Below are 16,800 nucleotides of genomic sequence, written 5' to 3'. Positions count from 1 at the left end.
ATGACAAACACCACTCCGACGCTCGAACTCACCGGTGTCATGAAATCGATCGATGGCCGGGACATCCTCACCGGGTGCAGCATCACGCTTCACCCCGGTGAGATCTGCGCCATCATCGGACCGAACGGGGCTGGGAAAACCACTCTCTTCAAACTGATCGCAGGCCTGGCCTTCCCTTCCTCGGGCGCCATTGTCGTGACCGGACGGATGCTTGATTGCGACTCGCGCGATGCACTCCTGGCGCGAATCGGTACGAGCATCGAAGCACCAGAGTTCCGAAACGGTGCCACCGCCGAGCAAGTTCTCCAGCTACACTTCGATCTTCTCGGCCTAATCGATCACCGGCCAATCGACGAGCTGCTCGCACTGGTCGGCCTCACTGCGGCCGCCAGATCGCCTGTCGCCTCGTTCTCACTCGGCATGAAACAGCGTCTCGCTATAGCTCGAGCGATCAGTCATCGGCCCACCCTGCTAATCCTCGACGAGCCCGCGAACGGCCTTGACCCGACTGGCATTTCTGACCTGCGTGACCTGATCACCAGACTGGCCGCAGAAGGCGTGACGGTGCTCATGTCTAGCCACGTACTCACCGAGATTGAACAAACGGCACACACCGTTGCTGTACTCACAGATGGGCGCCTTGGAGCAAAGCAGGATTTGACCAGCATCCTGGACAGGAACGATGGCAGTCTCGAAGAGTTCTACAGATCAAGCATTGCGGAGGCAGGACGATGAACCACTTCCTTCGACTCGAGCTATCCCGATACGTGCGGGTCATTCCGCGCTTCGGAGCAACAGTAGCCTGCTCAACACTAATGGGACTGTACTTCTTTACTTTCGTCGGTCGGTTCGACGACAGCTCCGACAGCGCGATGCTACGAGAACCTGCCGCTGTAATTACGCTTGCACTCACCGTCGCTTTCTGTGTCGTCGTCATTTACGGGACGGTTGTCTACCAGCGTTTCATTGTCTCGGATTACATTGGCAACCGACGGATCCAGCTGTACTCATACCCCGGCGGGCGTAGCCCTCTTTTCCTCGCTAAGAACACCGCTTATGCTCTCGCCATCGGAGGCAGCGCGGCGGTCGGCTTCGTGCTCAGTACAGCAGTTTTCTTGACTTTTGAGTCGTTCATACCCGTGTCCGATGCGCATGTGACTGCGCGAACTTGGTCCGCGACGCTCACTATGGTTGCCTGCATCACTCTGCTCACACTGAGTGCTATCACGATCGCCGGGTTCATCGGCGTGCGCCGTAGGTCAACTGTGTCGAGCATCGTCACCGCTGTGATTCTCATCGTTCTATTTGGAAACGCCGTTGCCATGTCATTGAACGCTCCACCGTGGGTTCCATGGACGGCAACGGTAGGAAGTATGGCTCTTGCGCTAAGCTTGCTTGCAGTTCAGAATCTCGCAATCCAACAAGATGAGGTGCTCTGACGCAGGGATAGTCAAATCGGATGCCGTGGAATACGCTCAATTACACGGCCACCATCACCGGCGACGACCGCGCGCAAGGGGTAGCGATAGCCTCTGCCTTCTGACATGACCCGCACCGAGACCGTCATACCGGACAGGGGAACGGGTTGACGTGAGTGCGTGTAGGTGCTTGGTCATAGAGGAGCGTCATGCCCTCTGAATAGTGCCTCGTAATCAGAGATTGTGTTACAGCGTGATTGGTGTGGAGGTGACCGAGGTTGAGGCGATTATGAGAAGTTGGTCACTTAGTCTTTCCTATAGAAGGCGCACTCGTAGCCATCTGCGGCCAGTGGTAATCCCTTGGACCAAGCTGGGGTGGTGGGCAGAGGTGGCAGATGTCTCCAACGGTCGTATCTGCGGTTTTCGATGACGATTTTGTCGTGGATGTGCATCACGATCTCGTGCCCTGTAGCCTCGACATGGTGCATGGCGTGGGTGAGCGGGTCGCGGGCGATGGCTTGGACGATGTTCTCGATGAGTTTCCCGCCACAGGTCTTGAGCTTGCCCCGCTTGCGGCCCTTGGTGATGCCGTCATAGATGATGGCGGTGCCGCCGAACCGGTTCTCACTCAACCGTGGCCGCGCATAGGCCAGTTGCCTCCCTGAGGGTAGGTGGGTGAACAGCCAGTGTTCGACGGCGAACGTCAGCGGACCAATCTTGACAGGCTGGCTAGTGCTGATTGCCTCGATGGCGGCGGCGTTGACATCAGTCCAGAGTTGGACGATGTTGGGGTTGGCGTCCCGCCACGCATCCACCAACGGTTGCAGCTCGGACTCGGCCAGGCCCATGCGCAAGGCTCCCATAGCTTTCAGCGCACCAACACCGCCTTGATAACCACAGGCGAGCACTGCGATCTTTCCTTTTTGGCGCAGCTCACTGTTGGCTCCGTGTTTGTCGACGGGGACACCGAATATGCGGGAGGCGGTTTCTCAGTAGAGCTCCTTGCCCTCAGGAACGCTTCGACTGTGGTGGATTCTCCGGCGAGCCAGGCGATGACGCGGGCTTCGATGGGCTTGTCAGGTTTGTTGTGTACGGGGTTGGGTTTAGAGGTTAGGGGTTGATTCGGTCGGGGTAGGTGGCGGCGAGTTGTGAACCGTCCTGGGTTTTATTCCATCCTCTCATTTCAGGACGGAACAAAACCCAGGACGGTTCATACGGCATCTGAATCCCAAGGTGTTGGGCAATGGCAATTGTAGTTCCTCGACACGTTGTGAACGGTCCGTGACTTAAGCGGAGACCTCCGATATCGATGTGGGTTACCACAACTCACCATCAGATACGGAGGTCTCCTATGGTTCACCGTAGATCACCGCTGGCCCCGGAGGGAAGGCGACGCATCGTAGCCCTGGTTTTCGATCAGGGATGGCCCCAGCGCCGAGTCGCAGAGCGATTCCAGGTCTCTGCGGCCACGGTCTCGAAATGGGTGACCCGCCACCGGGCCGGCCACGGATTCCAGGACCGCTCCAGTCGCCCTCACCATAGTCCCCGAAGGTTGCCACAGCGCACCGAGCGCAGGGTCATCGCGTTGCGATTCATCCGCCAGTGGGGGGCCTCACCGGATTAGCGCTCACCTGGGTATCCCTCGCGCCACCGTGGGCCGGGTGCTTCAGCGGTACCGGATGCCCAGGTTGGAATGCATTGACCAGGCCACTGGGCTGCCGGTGCGCCGTGCGGCCCCGAACCGGTATGAAGCATCCGCACCCGGTGAGCTGGTGCACATGGACATCAAGAAGCTGGGCCGGATCCCTGACGGTGGGGGCTGGCGAGTCCATGGCAGAGGATCACCCCAGGCGCTGAAGGCCCTGGCTAAGACGCAGAAGGCCGCTGCTGAGGGAGCCTCTGCGGGCAGGGGCTACCGGTACTTGCACCACGCGGTGGATGATCACTCCCGGGTGGTCTACTCCGAGATCCTCAACGATGAGCGCAAGCACACCGCCGCTGGGTTCTGGAAACGCGCTAGGGCCTTCTTCGCCGGCATCGGCGTCGAGGTCACCGCGGTGATGACCGATAATGGTTCATGCTACCGCTCTAAGGAATTCCGCAAAGCCCTCGGCGAGGGAGTCAAACACAAGCGCACCAAGCCCTACAGGCCACAAACCAACGGCAAAGTCGAGCGGTTCAACCGAACCCTGATGACCGAATGCGCCTACGCTAGCGAATCAGAACGTGCGGCCTCCTACCAGGCCTTCCTACATGAGTACAATCATCATCGAACCCACACCGCCATCGGAGGCCCAGCCCCCTCAGTCCGTGTTCACAACCTCACGGGGAAGCACAACTAGTTTTCATGAACACAAGTCATTTTAGCCACTCGACCGCCACCGGGGATTCAAGGATCTACTGTGTCGGAGTAGCTACAGAATCAAAGGAGAATAGACAGTGACCGACGAACGCCGGGTCGCGGTGATAGGTGCGAGTGGACAAATCGGACGCCTCGTTGTGAGTACGCTGACCCAACGTGGTGTTCGAGTCGCCGCCATCTCGCGCCGGCGAAGTGATGCTCCTTCCGCTGGAGGGGTCTCCTGCCGGGAGATCTCCTCATATGAACCCATCCAGCTAGAGCCAGCACTTGCCGATTGTACGGACGTTATCGCAACAGTCGGCTTGCCTTATCGGGCGCGCATATGGAACCAAGAGTGGCCAGGGCTGGTTCGCTCCATCGTGTCGTCGACCGAAAGCCGTCAGACTCCACTCACCTTTCTCGACAACCTCTATGTCTATGGCCGGGCTGAATCGCCGATATCTGAGTCACAACCGATGGCTCCCTGCAGCGAGAAAGGATCTGCCAGGCTCAAGGGCACGGAGATCCTTTCTCAGGCACGTGCGAAAGGTCATGATGTTGTCATTTGTCGATCGGCAGATTTCCTCGGCCCTGGAAGTGAAACCACGGTGATGCCGTGGAGTTCTCTTGAGGAGGTCGTCATGAAAAGAAAAAGAACTTTCAGGTGGTTCGGAAGACCCGACAACTTGCACTCTTTCGCACTGCCTCGCGATGTCGCTCGCGGGCTGGCTGAAGTTTGCCTCGATTCAGATCTCCGGTCTACGCTAACACTTCATATGCCCGCGATCACCGCGTTCTCAGCCAACGACTTATCGCACGAACTGTCGTCTATTATGGGACGATCCGTTAAACCAGCAGTTCTAGGAAGAAACGTTCTCGCCATGGCCGGCGTTCTCAGCACCGCCGCACGCGAACAGCGCGAAATGATGTACCAGTTCGAGAGTGACTACACGATCGACGACTCTACATTTCGGAGTCGAGTACCTGATTTTCCGAGGACAAACATCAAGGATGTAGTGTCAATGCTTCCTGCCACGGCCTGAGTCTATCGTAATCGCCCTCAGGAGACGTTCGAGCGAGTCTACGGCGTTTACCGCGTGGGTCTGGCCGGGCATCGGCGGATTGCTGCTGAGTTGCCGCTCATACAGACCTACCGCCAGTACAACCACATCACGGACAGGTAGGGCGAGTGTCGAACCGGTCTGGTTCTGTACGTAACTGAGGAGGCTTTCCAGCTGACCGTACAGATCGTCTTGCGCCTTAATCAAGACCTTACGGGAGGCTTGATCGTGCACGCTGGCTCCCCGTAGTTCCGTGACCATTCCAAACCACTGCACTTCATCACCAGTGCCGAAGTTGAGGGTTCGAAGGGCGGTGCAGATGATGGAGGCCAGATCAGCCGATTCAGCAGACCTTTTCTTTTGAGAAGCGTCTATAGCGGTATGAACCGCTCGCTGAATTTGTACGGTCTGCCACCGGTTTGCTTGGAAGTAGATCGTTTCAAAGAGCTCTTCCTTCGATTGGAAATTTGAGTAAAATGCCCCCTTGTATAGCCGGCACTTGCGCAAATACCTTTTATCGTTGTGTTCAAGTAACCGTTACGCAGGAACTCACGATAGGCGGTCTGTATGAGCCGCTCCTTGGTCGCGTCGCGTCCTGTGCCGGGTTCCGGGGCCAAGCGCTTTGGACGCTTCGTAGAAGCCTTCACCATGGGCGTCAACAGCCCTCTCTCACATGCCATACCTGTCGCCGTTGCAGGCGACAAGGCCACGGTGGCCTGAGAACATCATACCTGGAGGCCTTGAGGCTGTCGGAGGGCGTGAGCCGACACGGAAGAGAATGTTTCTCACCTCAGCACCACGGGAGTGCGATGACGAGATACACGCCCGCGTGATCCGCATGTACCAGTGCTATCTGACCGAGGCGGGATCCAGGAGGCCGGAGCCCGACGTGAGAGCGGCGATGTCGGCGTGTCCGCTGGTGCGAATCTCCCCGGCGACGTGGACCAGACCGGTGGTGACCAGCGTTTTCATGGCAGTGCGTGAGTGGGCGTCTTGGGTGATCAGTGCGTCAAGGATGCTGTCGCTGATCTGGTCGCAGATCTTGTCCGGGTGGCCTTCGGTCACTGATTACGAGGTGAAAAGCCGTAGCGTCATGGTCTGTTCCTCATTCTTAGGTGGTATCGCGGTCGGGGTGGCGATGGGGAGCATCATTTTTGGTTCTCCCCACCGCCAGTAATTTGTTGGTAAAGTGCGGACTCGTCGTCGCAGGCGCATCTCCTGCAAAACCGGATGGTCCGTATGGCAAGCGGGACATTCAAAGCAACCAGTTAATTACGCTCTCGAGAACGTGCGCCTGCCAGGCAACGTGCAATCGCTATCAAGATCAACGCAATCAGTCCAAAGCTCGCTGCCGTCAAAGGCAAAGCTCCGGCGCCGCCAGTTGTAAGCGCAATACCTCCAACAGCGGCCCCAATTGATACACCGAGATAGGTACCTGAGGTGTTCAGTGCTAGAGCTTGGGGTGCTACTGGCCCGGCCAACATGTACAAGCGAGCTTGGATGGCTGGCGAATTCCAGAACGCCAAACCGCCCCACACTGTCACAACGCAGATAACCGCAGGAATCGGTGCCGGTCGTCCCATCCATAGAAGCCACAAGATGACCATCGTGACGATGATGCCGCCGATTCCGATACTCAGGGTCCGGTCAGGGCCCCATCTGTCCGTTGCGATACCACCCAACCAAATCCCGAGGATGCCAGCTATACCCGACAGGCTAAATCCCAATGCCCGTTCATCAACTCCAGCTGAGCTCGTGGCATCGAGGTAGGGGGCAAGGTAGGTCAACATCATCATGGACCCAGTCATCAGCGCACAGTTCGCAAGCAAGCCGAATGAGATAGGTCCGGCACTTAGCGTCCGGAGCTGATCCCGAAGGAGTGGCACCTCCCGTTCGCCATCTTCACGCGGTAGCGTAGGCAAGAGTGCAAGAAGGACTATCAGCCCTGCGACGGCCATGGTGGCAAAGCATGCACGCCATCCAAGATGTCCGCCGATCCACGTCCCAATCGGGACACCGGCAGCAATAGAACCGGTCACTCCCAGGGACACAATAGCGATGTAGCGACCGGTCTTATCTGCAGGAGCCCGCTCCGCGGCAAAGGCGAACACGGCAGGAGTCATCCCAGCCGCAGCCACAGCGGCTACCACCCTCAAAACCAGGAGGAGGGGGTATGACGGTACAATTACAGCCAGACCATTTGCGAGAATGAACAAGCATAGACCGAGGGTAAATAATTGTCGCCGTGGAACTTTTGCCAGGACAACTGCGGCCAAAGGCGCCACTATAGCTACGGTCAGCGAAAATGCGGTAATGAGCTGTCCTGCATGGGATTCACTCACCCCCAGATCAGCGGCGAGTTCAGGTAGAATTCCGGCGATGACATAGTCATCCGTATATAGTACAAATCCTGTGGCGAGCAGGGCGAAGAGCCATGCAGGCATCAGGCTACCTTTCTGCATTAAGAAGATTGCGCAACGCGTTCCGTAGAGTCGAACGCAGTTGATAAACTGTGAGAGCTCCATGAGGCGTGACCGTGTCAAGTGTCAGGCCACCAACAAGGGCCGAAACTTGCCGGGCTGCCGCGCTGGGGTTGGGCACTTCGAGGCAGGCTAGTGCCGCAGCAATAATGTCATGAAGATCGCTTGCCATCTGTGCAGCGGATGATGCAAATACTGTCTGTGTTCTTGAGGCACGTATGAGTTCAAGGACAACGATCGCCTCCATCCTCCGCGGTTCATCGACAGGGAGAACTTGTTCCAGGAGATCTTGCAAGGAAGTTAGAGCCTCTTCGCCGTCGAGGCCCCTCAACTGCTCGACCGGATGGTGCATGAGTCGCTGTCCCATCCGGTTTCCGGCTTCGTGAGCTGCAGCCGTCAGTAGGTCTTCATGGCCATCAAAAAAGTGCCGTACCGACCCTATATTGAGGTCCGCTTCAGCTGCCACCTTCCTTAGGGTAAGTCCTTCAAGGCCCTCTGCTACGATCAACCGAAATGCAGCATCGATGACATACTGGCGGCGTTCCTCTGCGTCTATGCGTGCAGGCATGTGTTTTCATCCTCATTTCCTTTTGACAGATTCGTCCCATACAGGATGGTCGGTTTCGTACGTCTGTCCGTCCTTGGCGAAGACCAAGAAGCGATCGAAATCTCGGGCAAACCAACGGTCATGGGTCACGGCAAGAACTGTCCCGTCATAGGCTCTGAGCGCTCGTTGAAGGGCCTCCGCTGACTCCAAGTCGAGATTGTCAGTCGGCTCGTCGAGAAGCAACATTGTCGCACCGCCAAGTTCGAGCAAAAGGATCTGGAAGCGAGCTTGTTGCCCCCCAGACAGGGAATCGAAGTTCTGCTCGGCGGAACGGGCGAGCTCGTAACGAGCTAGCACTCGGGACGACTCTTCTCGCGGCATTCCACGCCGGTGCTCGTCACCACGATGCAGTATCGAGAGCAGACTACGGCCGCGAAGGTCGGGGCGTCCATGTGTTTGAGCGAACCAGCCCGGACGGACTCGGGCGCCTAGACGCGCGGTACCGTCGTGCGTCACTGGATCAATCTGCATCTCGGATACAGGTTCGTGTTCAGGGGTGGGGTCATCGCCGCCGGCTGCTAGCAGACGAAGGAAGTGCGACTTTCCAGATCCGTTCTTGCCGAGAACGGCAATGCGGTCACCGTACCAAGCTTGGAAGTCGAAGGGCCGGACGAGTCCGGTGAGTTCGAGTTGCTCACACGTCAGAGCCTTCTTGCCCGTCCTGCCTCCATGTAGACGTATCGCAAGTTCTTGCTCCCGTGGTTGCGCCTCAGGCGGACCAGCCTGTTCGAACCTGGCCAACCGAGTCTGCGCCGCCCTGTACCGGGAGGTCATATCTGAGTTATAGGCCGCCTTCTGCTTATACATCTGAACAAGCGAACGTAACTTTGCATGCTCGTCATCCCATCGACGCCGCAGTTCGTCCAGCCTTTCAAACCGCTGCGTGCGTGCCTTCTGATATCCGCTGAAGCCGCCAGAGTGAACCCATGCGGTGTTACCTGCGCTGCCCAGCTCGAGAGTGACGATACTCGTGGCAGTGTTTGCGAGAAGTTCGCGGTCATGGCTGATATAGAGCACGCTCTTATTACATTCGACCAACTGGTTTTCAAGCCAGCGTTTGCCTGGGACGTCGAGGAAGTTGTCTGGTTCATCGAGAAGAAGAATCTCATCAGGGCCACGAAGGAGCGCGTTAAGAATGAGGCGTTTCTGCTCACCGCCCGATAACGTTGTCACCGGACGGTCCCAACACTTCTCGAATGGCAAGCCCAGGGAATCTGTGGCGCACGCATCCCAAAGAACTTCGAGATCGTAACCACCCCTCTCGCCCCAAGCGGCCAGAGCGGATGCGTATTCCATCTGCCGATCAATATCGTCTGTAGTGGCAACCGCTTGTTCGGCACGACGTAGTTCTGCGGCGGCTTCCTGCAAGGGCGGAGGAGCCACCGACAGTAGCAATTCTTGGACCGTCCCGGAATCGACGAACTGGCGCATCACTCCAATCGAGCCATTGCGGGAGACTGCCCCCGCCTCGGGAGTGATCTCGCCTGTGATGAGGCGTAACAGTGTCGTCTTGCCTGCTCCATTCGCTCCAATCACCGCCACTCTCTCCCGAGGGCCGACACGGAACGAGACATCGCGGAGCAGGGGCCGACCGTCGGCCAGCGTGTAGCTCACCGACTGTGCTTCGAGGTAGCTCATGGGCCACCACGGTATCACGGTCGTGACAAATGAGGGAACCCAGGCACTGGTGGCGGCGTTGAGCCGCAGCGTCGTTCGAGCCGATTCCCCGCTCCAACGTCGTAGCCACGGGGGCCGGGTGGCGATGACTTGGATCGGGGCGGTACGGTGTGTCACACTCGTGCTATATATCACGCCCGTGATAGCTTCGGTTCGAGTACAACACACAGAAGCGCTGAGCGGTGGCTCGTCAGCACCGCAGTCGCCTACCGGTCAGCGCAGGAAGGTGGCAAGGTCATGACCGATGACTTCATCGTCGAACAGCCTCAGGAGAGTGACTTTGACGCTCTCCGTGGCTTGTTCGTCAGCACTCTGGAACCTCACTACGACGGCGATCACGACGCGCATCTCACTCGCCTGATCAACGCCCACCGCGCAAATGGACAAGACGCCAACGGCTTCAACTCTCTCGCCCAACTGGGATATGTCGCCAGACAAGAGCCTGGAGGCCGCCCGGTCGGTTACATCAACCTCGTGATCAAGCGTCACGGCACTGCCAAGATCAGCCCCCTGATCGTCGACCCGTCGGCCAGGCGCCGTGGCGCAGGAGAGGCACTATTGAATGCGGCTCGCCATGACGTCCGGACCTTGTTCTCTCGGCAGGGATTCGTACAGGTCGGGACAACACCGGACCAGTACGGTCGGGGAAAGACGGAACTGATCTGACAGCGACCACGATTGCGTGCAGGCGCGAAATCCGACGATCCGTTCAACTTGGTCCGTGTCCAAGATTCAGCACAGTGGCGACGGTTTAGGGGGCTCGCCCACTCGCGCACGTGAACCACCCGGCTACCTACACCGCACATCCTGCCGAATAACAGCGACACCTAAAAGGTAACGGGGGCTTACCCACGGCGGGGGCCCTTGAGGTCATCAGAGTCAATCACGATCGTGAACGGCCCGGAATTGGTTAAGGAGACCTCCATCTTCGCCCCGAACTCACCGGTCTGCACATCGGCCCCCAGGTCCCGTAACGTCGAGACAAAATAGTCATACAGCGGTTTGGATACCTCGGGGCGGGCTGCCGCCGACCAGGAGGGGCGACGGCCCTTGCGGACATCCCCATAGAGGGTGAATTGAGAAATGACCAACAAGGGTGCACCGGTTGATTCCGCCGACGTTTCCCCCTCCAAGATCCGTAGCCCGAAGAGCTTTGTCGCGACAGCGGTCGCGTCCTGCTCGGTGTCTGTGGTGTTGATACCGAGCAGGACTACCAGCCCTGGTTGGTGCAAGTGTCCAATAACCTCCTCGCCGACGGTGACCTGGGCCTGTGAAGCAACTTGAACCACTGCGCGCATAGCGCACAGTGTACCCAGTCGTTGGCGGGCGCTTACTAGAATGAAGACCATGGCTGATTTGTTTAGTTCGATGCACGATGATGCCGGTGATCAGGCTCCGGCAGGAATCGACACTCATCGAGCTGGGGGAGCCCAAGCGCCACTGGCGGTGCGGATGCGACCGCGAACCATCGACGAAGTCGTTGGACAACAGCACCTGTTGACCCCGGGCTCGCCACTACGGAATCTGGCCGGGGGAGAACCCAGCACCGGGGGACGTGCCGCCGGACCAGCCTCGGTGATTCTCTACGGTCCTCCTGGAACCGGCAAAACCACGCTGGCGCATGTCATTGCCCGGGGCGAAGGACGGAAGTTCGTGGAGTTATCGGCGATTTCTTCGGGTGTCAAAGACGTGCGGCGGGTCATGGACCAAGCTCTGAACGATCGAGATCTCTACGGTCGGACCACAGTGTTGTTTCTCGACGAGATTCACCGGTTCAATAAGGCCCAACAAGATGCGTTGCTACCGGGGGTCGAGAACCGCTGGGTGGTGCTGGTGGCAGCAACCACCGAGAACCCCTCCTTCTCCGTGGTTGCCCCCTTATTATCTCGGTCCCTGTTATTGACCTTGCAGCCGTTGACTGACGACGATATCTCCGGGCTGATCACCCGAGCCGTCAGCGATGAACGCGGTCTGAATTCCGCCGTGTCACTGTCCGACCAAGCCCTGGACTACCTGGTGCGTATGGCGTCCGGGGACGCCCGTCGCGCACTGACCACGCTGGAGGCTTCCGCCGGGGTGGCACTCGACCACGCCCAGGAGTCCTCTGCTACCTCCGAACAGGGTGAGCAACCCAGCGTGCCGGTGATCACCGAAGAAGATGCAGCCCAGGCGATGGACCGGGCGGTGCTACGTTACGACAAAGACGGTGACCAGCACTACGACGTGATCTCGGCGTTCATTAAATCCATTCGGGGCTCGGATGTGGATGCGGGGCTACATTATCTGGCGCGCATGATTGAAGCCGGTGAGGACCCCCGGTTCATTGCCCGTCGGCTGATTATTCTGGCTTCCGAGGACGTTGGGATGGCTGACCCTACCGCTTTGCAAACTGCGGTCGCAGCCGCTCAAGCGGTGCAGTTAATCGGGATGCCCGAAGGACGGATCATCCTGGCTGAAGCCGTCGTCCATCTGGCGACCGCGCCCAAATCCAATCGGGCCTATCAAGGCATTAACGAGGCCATCGCCGATGTCCGCGCGGGTCGCTCCGGGGTCGTGCCAACCCACCTGCGCGACAGTCACTACCCCGGAGCCAAGGCACTCGGACACGGTGTTGGCTACCGGTACGCCCACGACGCCCCGCACAGCATCGCCACCCAGCAGTACCTGCCCGACACGTTGAGAAACCGGGAGTACTACCAACCAACAACTAACGGCGTGGAACGTTCCCTCTCCGAACGGCTACCGGTGATCCGCGATATTCTTCGCGGTCATCCCAGTGCGCCACGACAAGCTGAGACTTCCACAACGACCACGAGGGACAAGACTGTACCGACCGCGCAGTCGGAACAGAACGACCACGAGAACCACGACAAGCGCGACGACGTCACAAGTCAAGACTAAGCAAGGGTCAGAAGCGTCCACGAGACCAACACCACCGTCAGGATGCTCGGTGAGGTTCGGTGCCGGCGACGATCTCTGATAAGGTAGACAAGTCTGGCACATTCACCGCAGGACCCGCGTTTGCACCGGGCCCACGATGCAATGGTAGTGATGACGGGTGACGGCAAACCCCTCAGCTCTCCCGAAGATGATATGGGAGGCCAGGAACGCTCGCTGTGTATCCCGGAAACCTCCGGTTCTTGTCGAGCGAGTGGAACAAACATGACATTGCCGTATGACAAGAAAGTTGATTCATGACTAAGAACTTGCGTTCTCGCCGCACGGTGCGCCACTCACGCGCACTCGGCATTGCCCTGACTCCTAAAGCCGAAAAGTACATGGAGCGCCGTCCCTACGGCCCCGGTCAGCACGGTCGCGCTCGTCGTCGCGCCGACTCAGACTACTCGGTTCGTCTGAAGGAAAAGCAACGGTTGCGCGCACTGTACAACGTGCGTGAGGCCCAGATGCGCCGTTACTTCGCCGAAGCGAAGCGGCGTAGCGGTCAGGCCGGTGAAAACCTCATTACCCTGCTGGAATCCCGTCTAGATGCCCTGGTGTTACGTGCCGGTTTCGCACGCACCATCGCTCAGGCTCGTCAGTTGGTCGTGCACCGCCACATCCTGGTTGACGGTCAGCGTGTGGACCGCCCCTCCTTCCAGGTCAAAGAAGGCCAGCTGATCCACGTTCACGAGCGCTCGGAGACCATGGTGCCCTTCCAGATTGCTGCCACCGGAGCTCACCAGGAAGTGCTTCCCGATGTTCCCGGCTACCTCGATGTGGAAATCGACAAGTTGCGTGCTCGCCTGGTTCGGACCCCGGAACGCTCTGAAGTTCCCGTGGGTATCCAGGAAAATCTCGTGGTTGAGCATTACTCGCGCTAAGCCCGGACTTACCGGAGCGTACCCCGTTGGATGATGGGATCCAGCGGGGTACCGCTGGTTAAGGGCAGGTTCAAACCGAGGTATCTGGTGTGACAAGTGTGGGTCCTGTGACGCCACGGTAGCGTGCTGACAAGGTAAAGTGGAGATTGATATCATTTCGTAACCATGTCGGAAACGAGTGTTTGCTAGGCGAACTCGTGAGAAAGGTTGGAAACCTCCGTGATCAACAAGGTCCTGACGTTGGGTGTGGGAGTTGCACTTGGATGGGTTGGACATACGCTCATTTGCAAAGGCCGTGATGAGGCTGTGGTGCGTGCAGAGGAGTCCCTGAGAACCACGTTGAGCCCTGAAAACATCGGACGCCAGGCCGGCAGTGCCACCGCAACGGCGGTGACCGAAGGTGCTAAAGCCTTCTTCTCCCAGTTGCGTGAAGAAGTTCCCGCCTTCCGGTCCCAAGATGAACACGACCAACCAACCACCACGCAGACCGCTCCGCGACGGACCCTGCGGGCCCAGCAGATGACCACGATTCAAGGGACCGCTACGGTCAACCCCCCGAAGCAGTAAGCCCGGTTCCAGTCTCCGTGACAATCGGCGCACGGGCGACGGTGACGGCGTCGGGGAGCGTTCGGCAAGCCCATGGTAGTCGCCACGCGTGTGTGGCGAAACAGAAAATACAGTACAAGGAACACGTTGCATGAAATCGCATGAAATTGCCCGCCGTTGGAATGCTTTCTTTGAATCCAAGAACCATACGGTGGTGCCTTCAGCCTCGTTGGTGTCTCCTGACCCCTCCTTGCTGTTTACCATCGCCGGCATGGTGCCCTTCATCCCGTATTTCCTCGGCCAGGAAACCCCCTCATTCACCCGCGCCGCCAGTGTGCAGAAATGTATTCGCACCGCCGACATTGAAGAAGTTGGAAAAACCGTCCGCCACGGAACCTTCTTTCAGATGTGCGGGAATTTCTCCTTTGGCGATTACTTTAAAAAAGATGCCATCCAATTTGCGTGGGAACTACTGACCACTCCCCAAGACCAGGGGGGATACGGACTGGACCCAGAACGCCTGTGGGTCACCGTCTATGAAGAGGATGAGGAAGCAGCTAGCATTTGGCGTGATGTCGTTGGCCTGCCCGAAGAGCGTATTCAGCGGTTTGGAAAAGCTGATAACTACTGGAATACCGGTCAGCCCGGCCCGGGCGGACCCTGCTCCGAGATTTACTACGACCGTGGTCCGGCCTATGGCGTGGACGGGGGACCGGCCGCGGATGAAACCCGGTTCATGGAGATCTGGAACCTGGTGTTCATGCAGTATCAGCTCTCCGAGGTCCGGACCAAAGAAGACTTTGACATTGCCGGAGAACTGGCGAATAAGAACATCGACACCGGTCTGGGGCTAGAACGGTTGGCGATGCTCTTGCAGGGCGTGGAGAACATGTACGAGACCGACCAGGTGCGTCCGGTCCTCGACCGGGCCGCAGAACTCGCCCAGGTCACCTACACCTCCAGCGAGAACCCTGCGGACCCCACGTTCGAAAATGACGTGCGGTTGCGCTACATTGCCGACCATATCCGGTCCTCACTGATGTTGATTTCCGACGGCGTGGTCCCCGGTAACGAAGGCGGGGGATATGTGTTGCGCCGGCTGATTCGCCGGGCTGTACGCGCGATGCGACTGATGGGGGTCACCAAGCCGGTGTTGCCCGAGTTGCTACCGGTCTCCCGGGACGCCATGAAAGGAACCTATCCTGAGGTTGAGACCGACTTCGACCGGATTTCCCGCATTGCATATGCCGAAGAAAAAGCCTTCTTGCGCACCATTGCGGCAGGAACCACTCGGTTGGAACACTCAGTGGCCGCTGCCAAGAGCGCTGGCACCCCGCTATCGGGCCAGGATGCTTTCGAGCTGCACGACACCTACGGATTCCCCATCGACCTGACCCTGGAAATGGCCGAAGAAGCTGGGGTGAGCGTCGATGAAGAGAAATTCCGGGCCTTGATGGCCGAGCAGCGTGACCGGGCCCGCCGAGATGCGAAGTCCAAAAAGTCCGGTCATGCGGATGCTGCGGTGTATCACCAGCTACATCAGGGCCACGACACGGTCTTTACCGGATATACCGAGCACACCACCGAATCCCGGATTCGCGGACTGCTGGTCGACGGCCACGAGGCGAGCTATGCTGAGCAAGGCCAAGAAATCGAAGTAGTGCTGGATGCCACCCCGTTCTACGCCGAAGCCGGTGGCCAGGCCGCCGACACCGGTGTGATCACCGGTGACGGTTTCGTCCTGAAGATTACTGACGTGCAGTCTCCGGTCAAGGGGCTCAGTGTCCACTCCGCGGTGGTGACCGAAGGTGAAGTACCCATCGGGGCCGAAGCCGTGGGTGCGATCGATGTGCAACGCAGGTTGGACGCCCAGAAAGCGCACTCGGCCACCCATATTATCCATGCCGCCCTGCACGATATTCTCGGACATGACGCAGTTCAGGCCGGGTCGTTCAATAAAGAGGGTTACCTGCGGTTCGACTTCACGTGGCGGGATGCCATTTCACCCAACGCTCTGGCCGAGATCGAAGGCCTGGCCAACACCACGATTCGCGATAACTTCCCGGTGTTGACCATGGAGACTTCACTGGATGAGGCCAAGGCCATGGGCGCCATGAGCCTGTTCGGGGAAAAATACGGCGAACGGGTGCGCGTGGTAGAAATGAACGGCGCCTGGTCCCGCGAACTCTGCGGTGGGACTCACGTGACGACCACCTCGGAAATTGGCACCCTGGCGTTGCTGGGCGAACAGTCGGTGGGCTCCGGTAACCGTCGCGTGGAGGCGCTGGTCGGTTACGATGCGTTCGAGCATTTCGCTGCCGAGCGCACCCTGATGAATCAGCTCACCGAAATGCTCAAGGCCCCGGCCGAGGATGTGCCCGGCCGTGTGGAAGCCACCCTGGCCAAATTGCGCGAGGTTGAAAAAGAACTCGCTGCCCTGAAATCCGCCCAGCTGCAGGCAGTAGCTTCCGGGCTGATCAATCAGGCTGAAACCATCGGCAACACCACCGTGGTGGCCGCCTCGCTGGGGCACGTTCCCGGTGCAGATGATCTGCGTCAGTCCGTGCTGGATCTCAAGGCCCGACTGGAACAGGCCGGACATGCCAGTGTGGTGGTAGCTCTGATTGGTGAGGCGGGATCCCGTCCGCTGGTAGCCGTGGCAGCTAACCACCAGGCCCAGGAACAGGGCCTGAAAGCCGGCACGCTCGTCAAAACCGCTACCGGTGTCCTCGGTGGCGGCGGCGGTGGTAAGCCCGATATCGCTCAGGGTGGTGGCCAAGATGCCAGCCAGGTTGACGCCGCGTTACAAGCCATTCGGGACGAGGTCGTCCAGCACTAGGCAGCTGACC

14 protein-coding genes and 2 pseudogenes are annotated in these 16,800 nt (G+C 58.7%); 9 read left to right on the top strand and 7 right to left on the bottom strand.

What is annotated here, in order from left to right; translation table 11 throughout:
• Positions 1-735, top strand: coding sequence for an ABC transporter ATP-binding protein (locus DCC27_RS04245; RefSeq protein WP_110100489.1), 735 nt, complete (start codon positions 1-3; stop codon positions 733-735).
• Positions 732-1,439, top strand: coding sequence for a hypothetical protein (locus tag DCC27_RS04240; protein WP_110100490.1), 708 nt, complete (start codon positions 732-734; stop codon positions 1,437-1,439). Before DCC27_RS04245 ends, DCC27_RS04240 begins: the two co-directional genes overlap by 4 nt.
• Positions 1,440-1,723: 284 nt before the next feature.
• On the opposite strand, the gene DCC27_RS04235 is transcribed toward DCC27_RS04240, so the two are convergent.
• A complete protein-coding gene (locus DCC27_RS04235) occupies positions 1,724-2,326 on the bottom strand; it encodes a hypothetical protein (RefSeq protein ID WP_233242780.1) in 603 nt (200 codons plus the stop codon).
• Between the two features lie 443 nt (positions 2,327-2,769).
• Here DCC27_RS04235 and DCC27_RS04230 point away from each other — a divergent pair.
• Positions 2,770-3,760 (top strand): annotated as a pseudogene (locus DCC27_RS04230) (IS481 family transposase).
• A gap of 97 nt (positions 3,761-3,857) precedes the next feature.
• Positions 3,858-4,802 carry an NAD-dependent epimerase/dehydratase family protein gene (locus tag DCC27_RS04225; protein WP_110100491.1) on the top strand — a complete coding sequence of 315 codons (945 nt, stop codon included), beginning with the start codon at positions 3,858-3,860 and terminating at the stop codon, positions 4,800-4,802.
• On the opposite strand, the gene DCC27_RS12405 is transcribed toward DCC27_RS04225, so the two are convergent.
• The 5 genes and pseudogenes from DCC27_RS12405 to DCC27_RS04195 all read right to left on the bottom strand — a co-directional run bounded on the left by DCC27_RS12405 (position 4,779) and on the right by DCC27_RS04195 (position 9,545).
• Positions 4,779-5,327, bottom strand: a complete 549-nt coding sequence (locus DCC27_RS12405) for a hypothetical protein (protein WP_246840139.1) — start codon at positions 5,325-5,327, stop codon at positions 4,779-4,781. The genes DCC27_RS04225 and DCC27_RS12405 overlap by 24 nt on opposite strands.
• Positions 5,328-5,720: 393 nt before the next feature.
• Positions 5,721-5,885, bottom strand: a pseudogene (locus DCC27_RS04210) (S-adenosylmethionine synthetase N-terminal domain-containing protein); the annotation flags it as partial.
• Between the two features lie 203 nt (positions 5,886-6,088).
• Positions 6,089-7,264, bottom strand: coding sequence for an MFS transporter (locus DCC27_RS04205; protein ID WP_110110306.1), 1,176 nt, complete (start codon positions 7,262-7,264; stop codon positions 6,089-6,091).
• A gap of 4 nt (positions 7,265-7,268) precedes the next feature.
• A complete protein-coding gene (locus tag DCC27_RS04200) occupies positions 7,269-7,868 on the bottom strand; it encodes a TetR/AcrR family transcriptional regulator (protein WP_110110305.1) in 600 nt (199 codons plus the stop codon).
• A gap of 12 nt (positions 7,869-7,880) precedes the next feature.
• A complete protein-coding gene (locus DCC27_RS04195; RefSeq protein WP_110110304.1) occupies positions 7,881-9,545 on the bottom strand; it encodes an ABC-F family ATP-binding cassette domain-containing protein in 1,665 nt (554 codons plus the stop codon).
• A gap of 276 nt (positions 9,546-9,821) precedes the next feature.
• On the opposite strand from DCC27_RS04195, the gene DCC27_RS04190 reads away from it, so the two are divergent.
• Entirely contained in the window at positions 9,822-10,250 is a 429-nt protein-coding gene (locus DCC27_RS04190) for a GNAT family N-acetyltransferase (RefSeq protein ID WP_110110303.1), read from the top strand.
• A gap of 179 nt (positions 10,251-10,429) precedes the next feature.
• On the opposite strand, the gene dtd is transcribed toward DCC27_RS04190, so the two are convergent.
• Positions 10,430-10,882: a D-aminoacyl-tRNA deacylase gene (gene dtd, locus DCC27_RS04185; RefSeq protein WP_110100497.1), complete on the bottom strand. Its 453-nt coding sequence runs from the start codon at positions 10,880-10,882 to the stop codon at positions 10,430-10,432.
• Between the two features lie 49 nt (positions 10,883-10,931).
• On the opposite strand from dtd, the gene DCC27_RS04180 reads away from it, so the two are divergent.
• The 4 genes from DCC27_RS04180 (at position 10,932) to alaS (ending at position 16,790) form a co-directional block, all read left to right on the top strand.
• Positions 10,932-12,485: a replication-associated recombination protein A gene (locus DCC27_RS04180; protein ID WP_110110302.1), complete on the top strand. Its 1,554-nt coding sequence runs from the start codon at positions 10,932-10,934 to the stop codon at positions 12,483-12,485.
• A gap of 293 nt (positions 12,486-12,778) precedes the next feature.
• Positions 12,779-13,405 (top strand): 30S ribosomal protein S4, encoded by a 627-nt coding sequence (gene rpsD / locus DCC27_RS04175; RefSeq protein WP_110100499.1) that lies wholly within the window; start codon positions 12,779-12,781, stop codon positions 13,403-13,405.
• 219 nt (positions 13,406-13,624) lie between these two features.
• The gene (locus DCC27_RS12080; RefSeq protein WP_146206400.1) at positions 13,625-13,972 is read left to right on the top strand and encodes a hypothetical protein; all 348 of its coding nucleotides are present in this window, start codon (positions 13,625-13,627) and stop codon (positions 13,970-13,972) included.
• Positions 13,973-14,102: 130 nt separating this feature from the next.
• Positions 14,103-16,790 (top strand): alanine--tRNA ligase, encoded by a 2,688-nt coding sequence (gene alaS, locus DCC27_RS04165; RefSeq protein WP_110110301.1) that lies wholly within the window; start codon positions 14,103-14,105, stop codon positions 16,788-16,790.
• Positions 16,791-16,800: the final 10 nt, after the last annotated feature.

It is taken from the genome of Auritidibacter sp. NML130574 (assembly GCF_003185725.2).
Lineage (GTDB): Bacteria > Actinomycetota > Actinomycetes > Actinomycetales > Micrococcaceae > Auritidibacter > Auritidibacter ignavus.
Note: the sequence above shows the minus strand (reverse complement) of the source record. Positions and strands in the feature narration are given on the sequence as shown.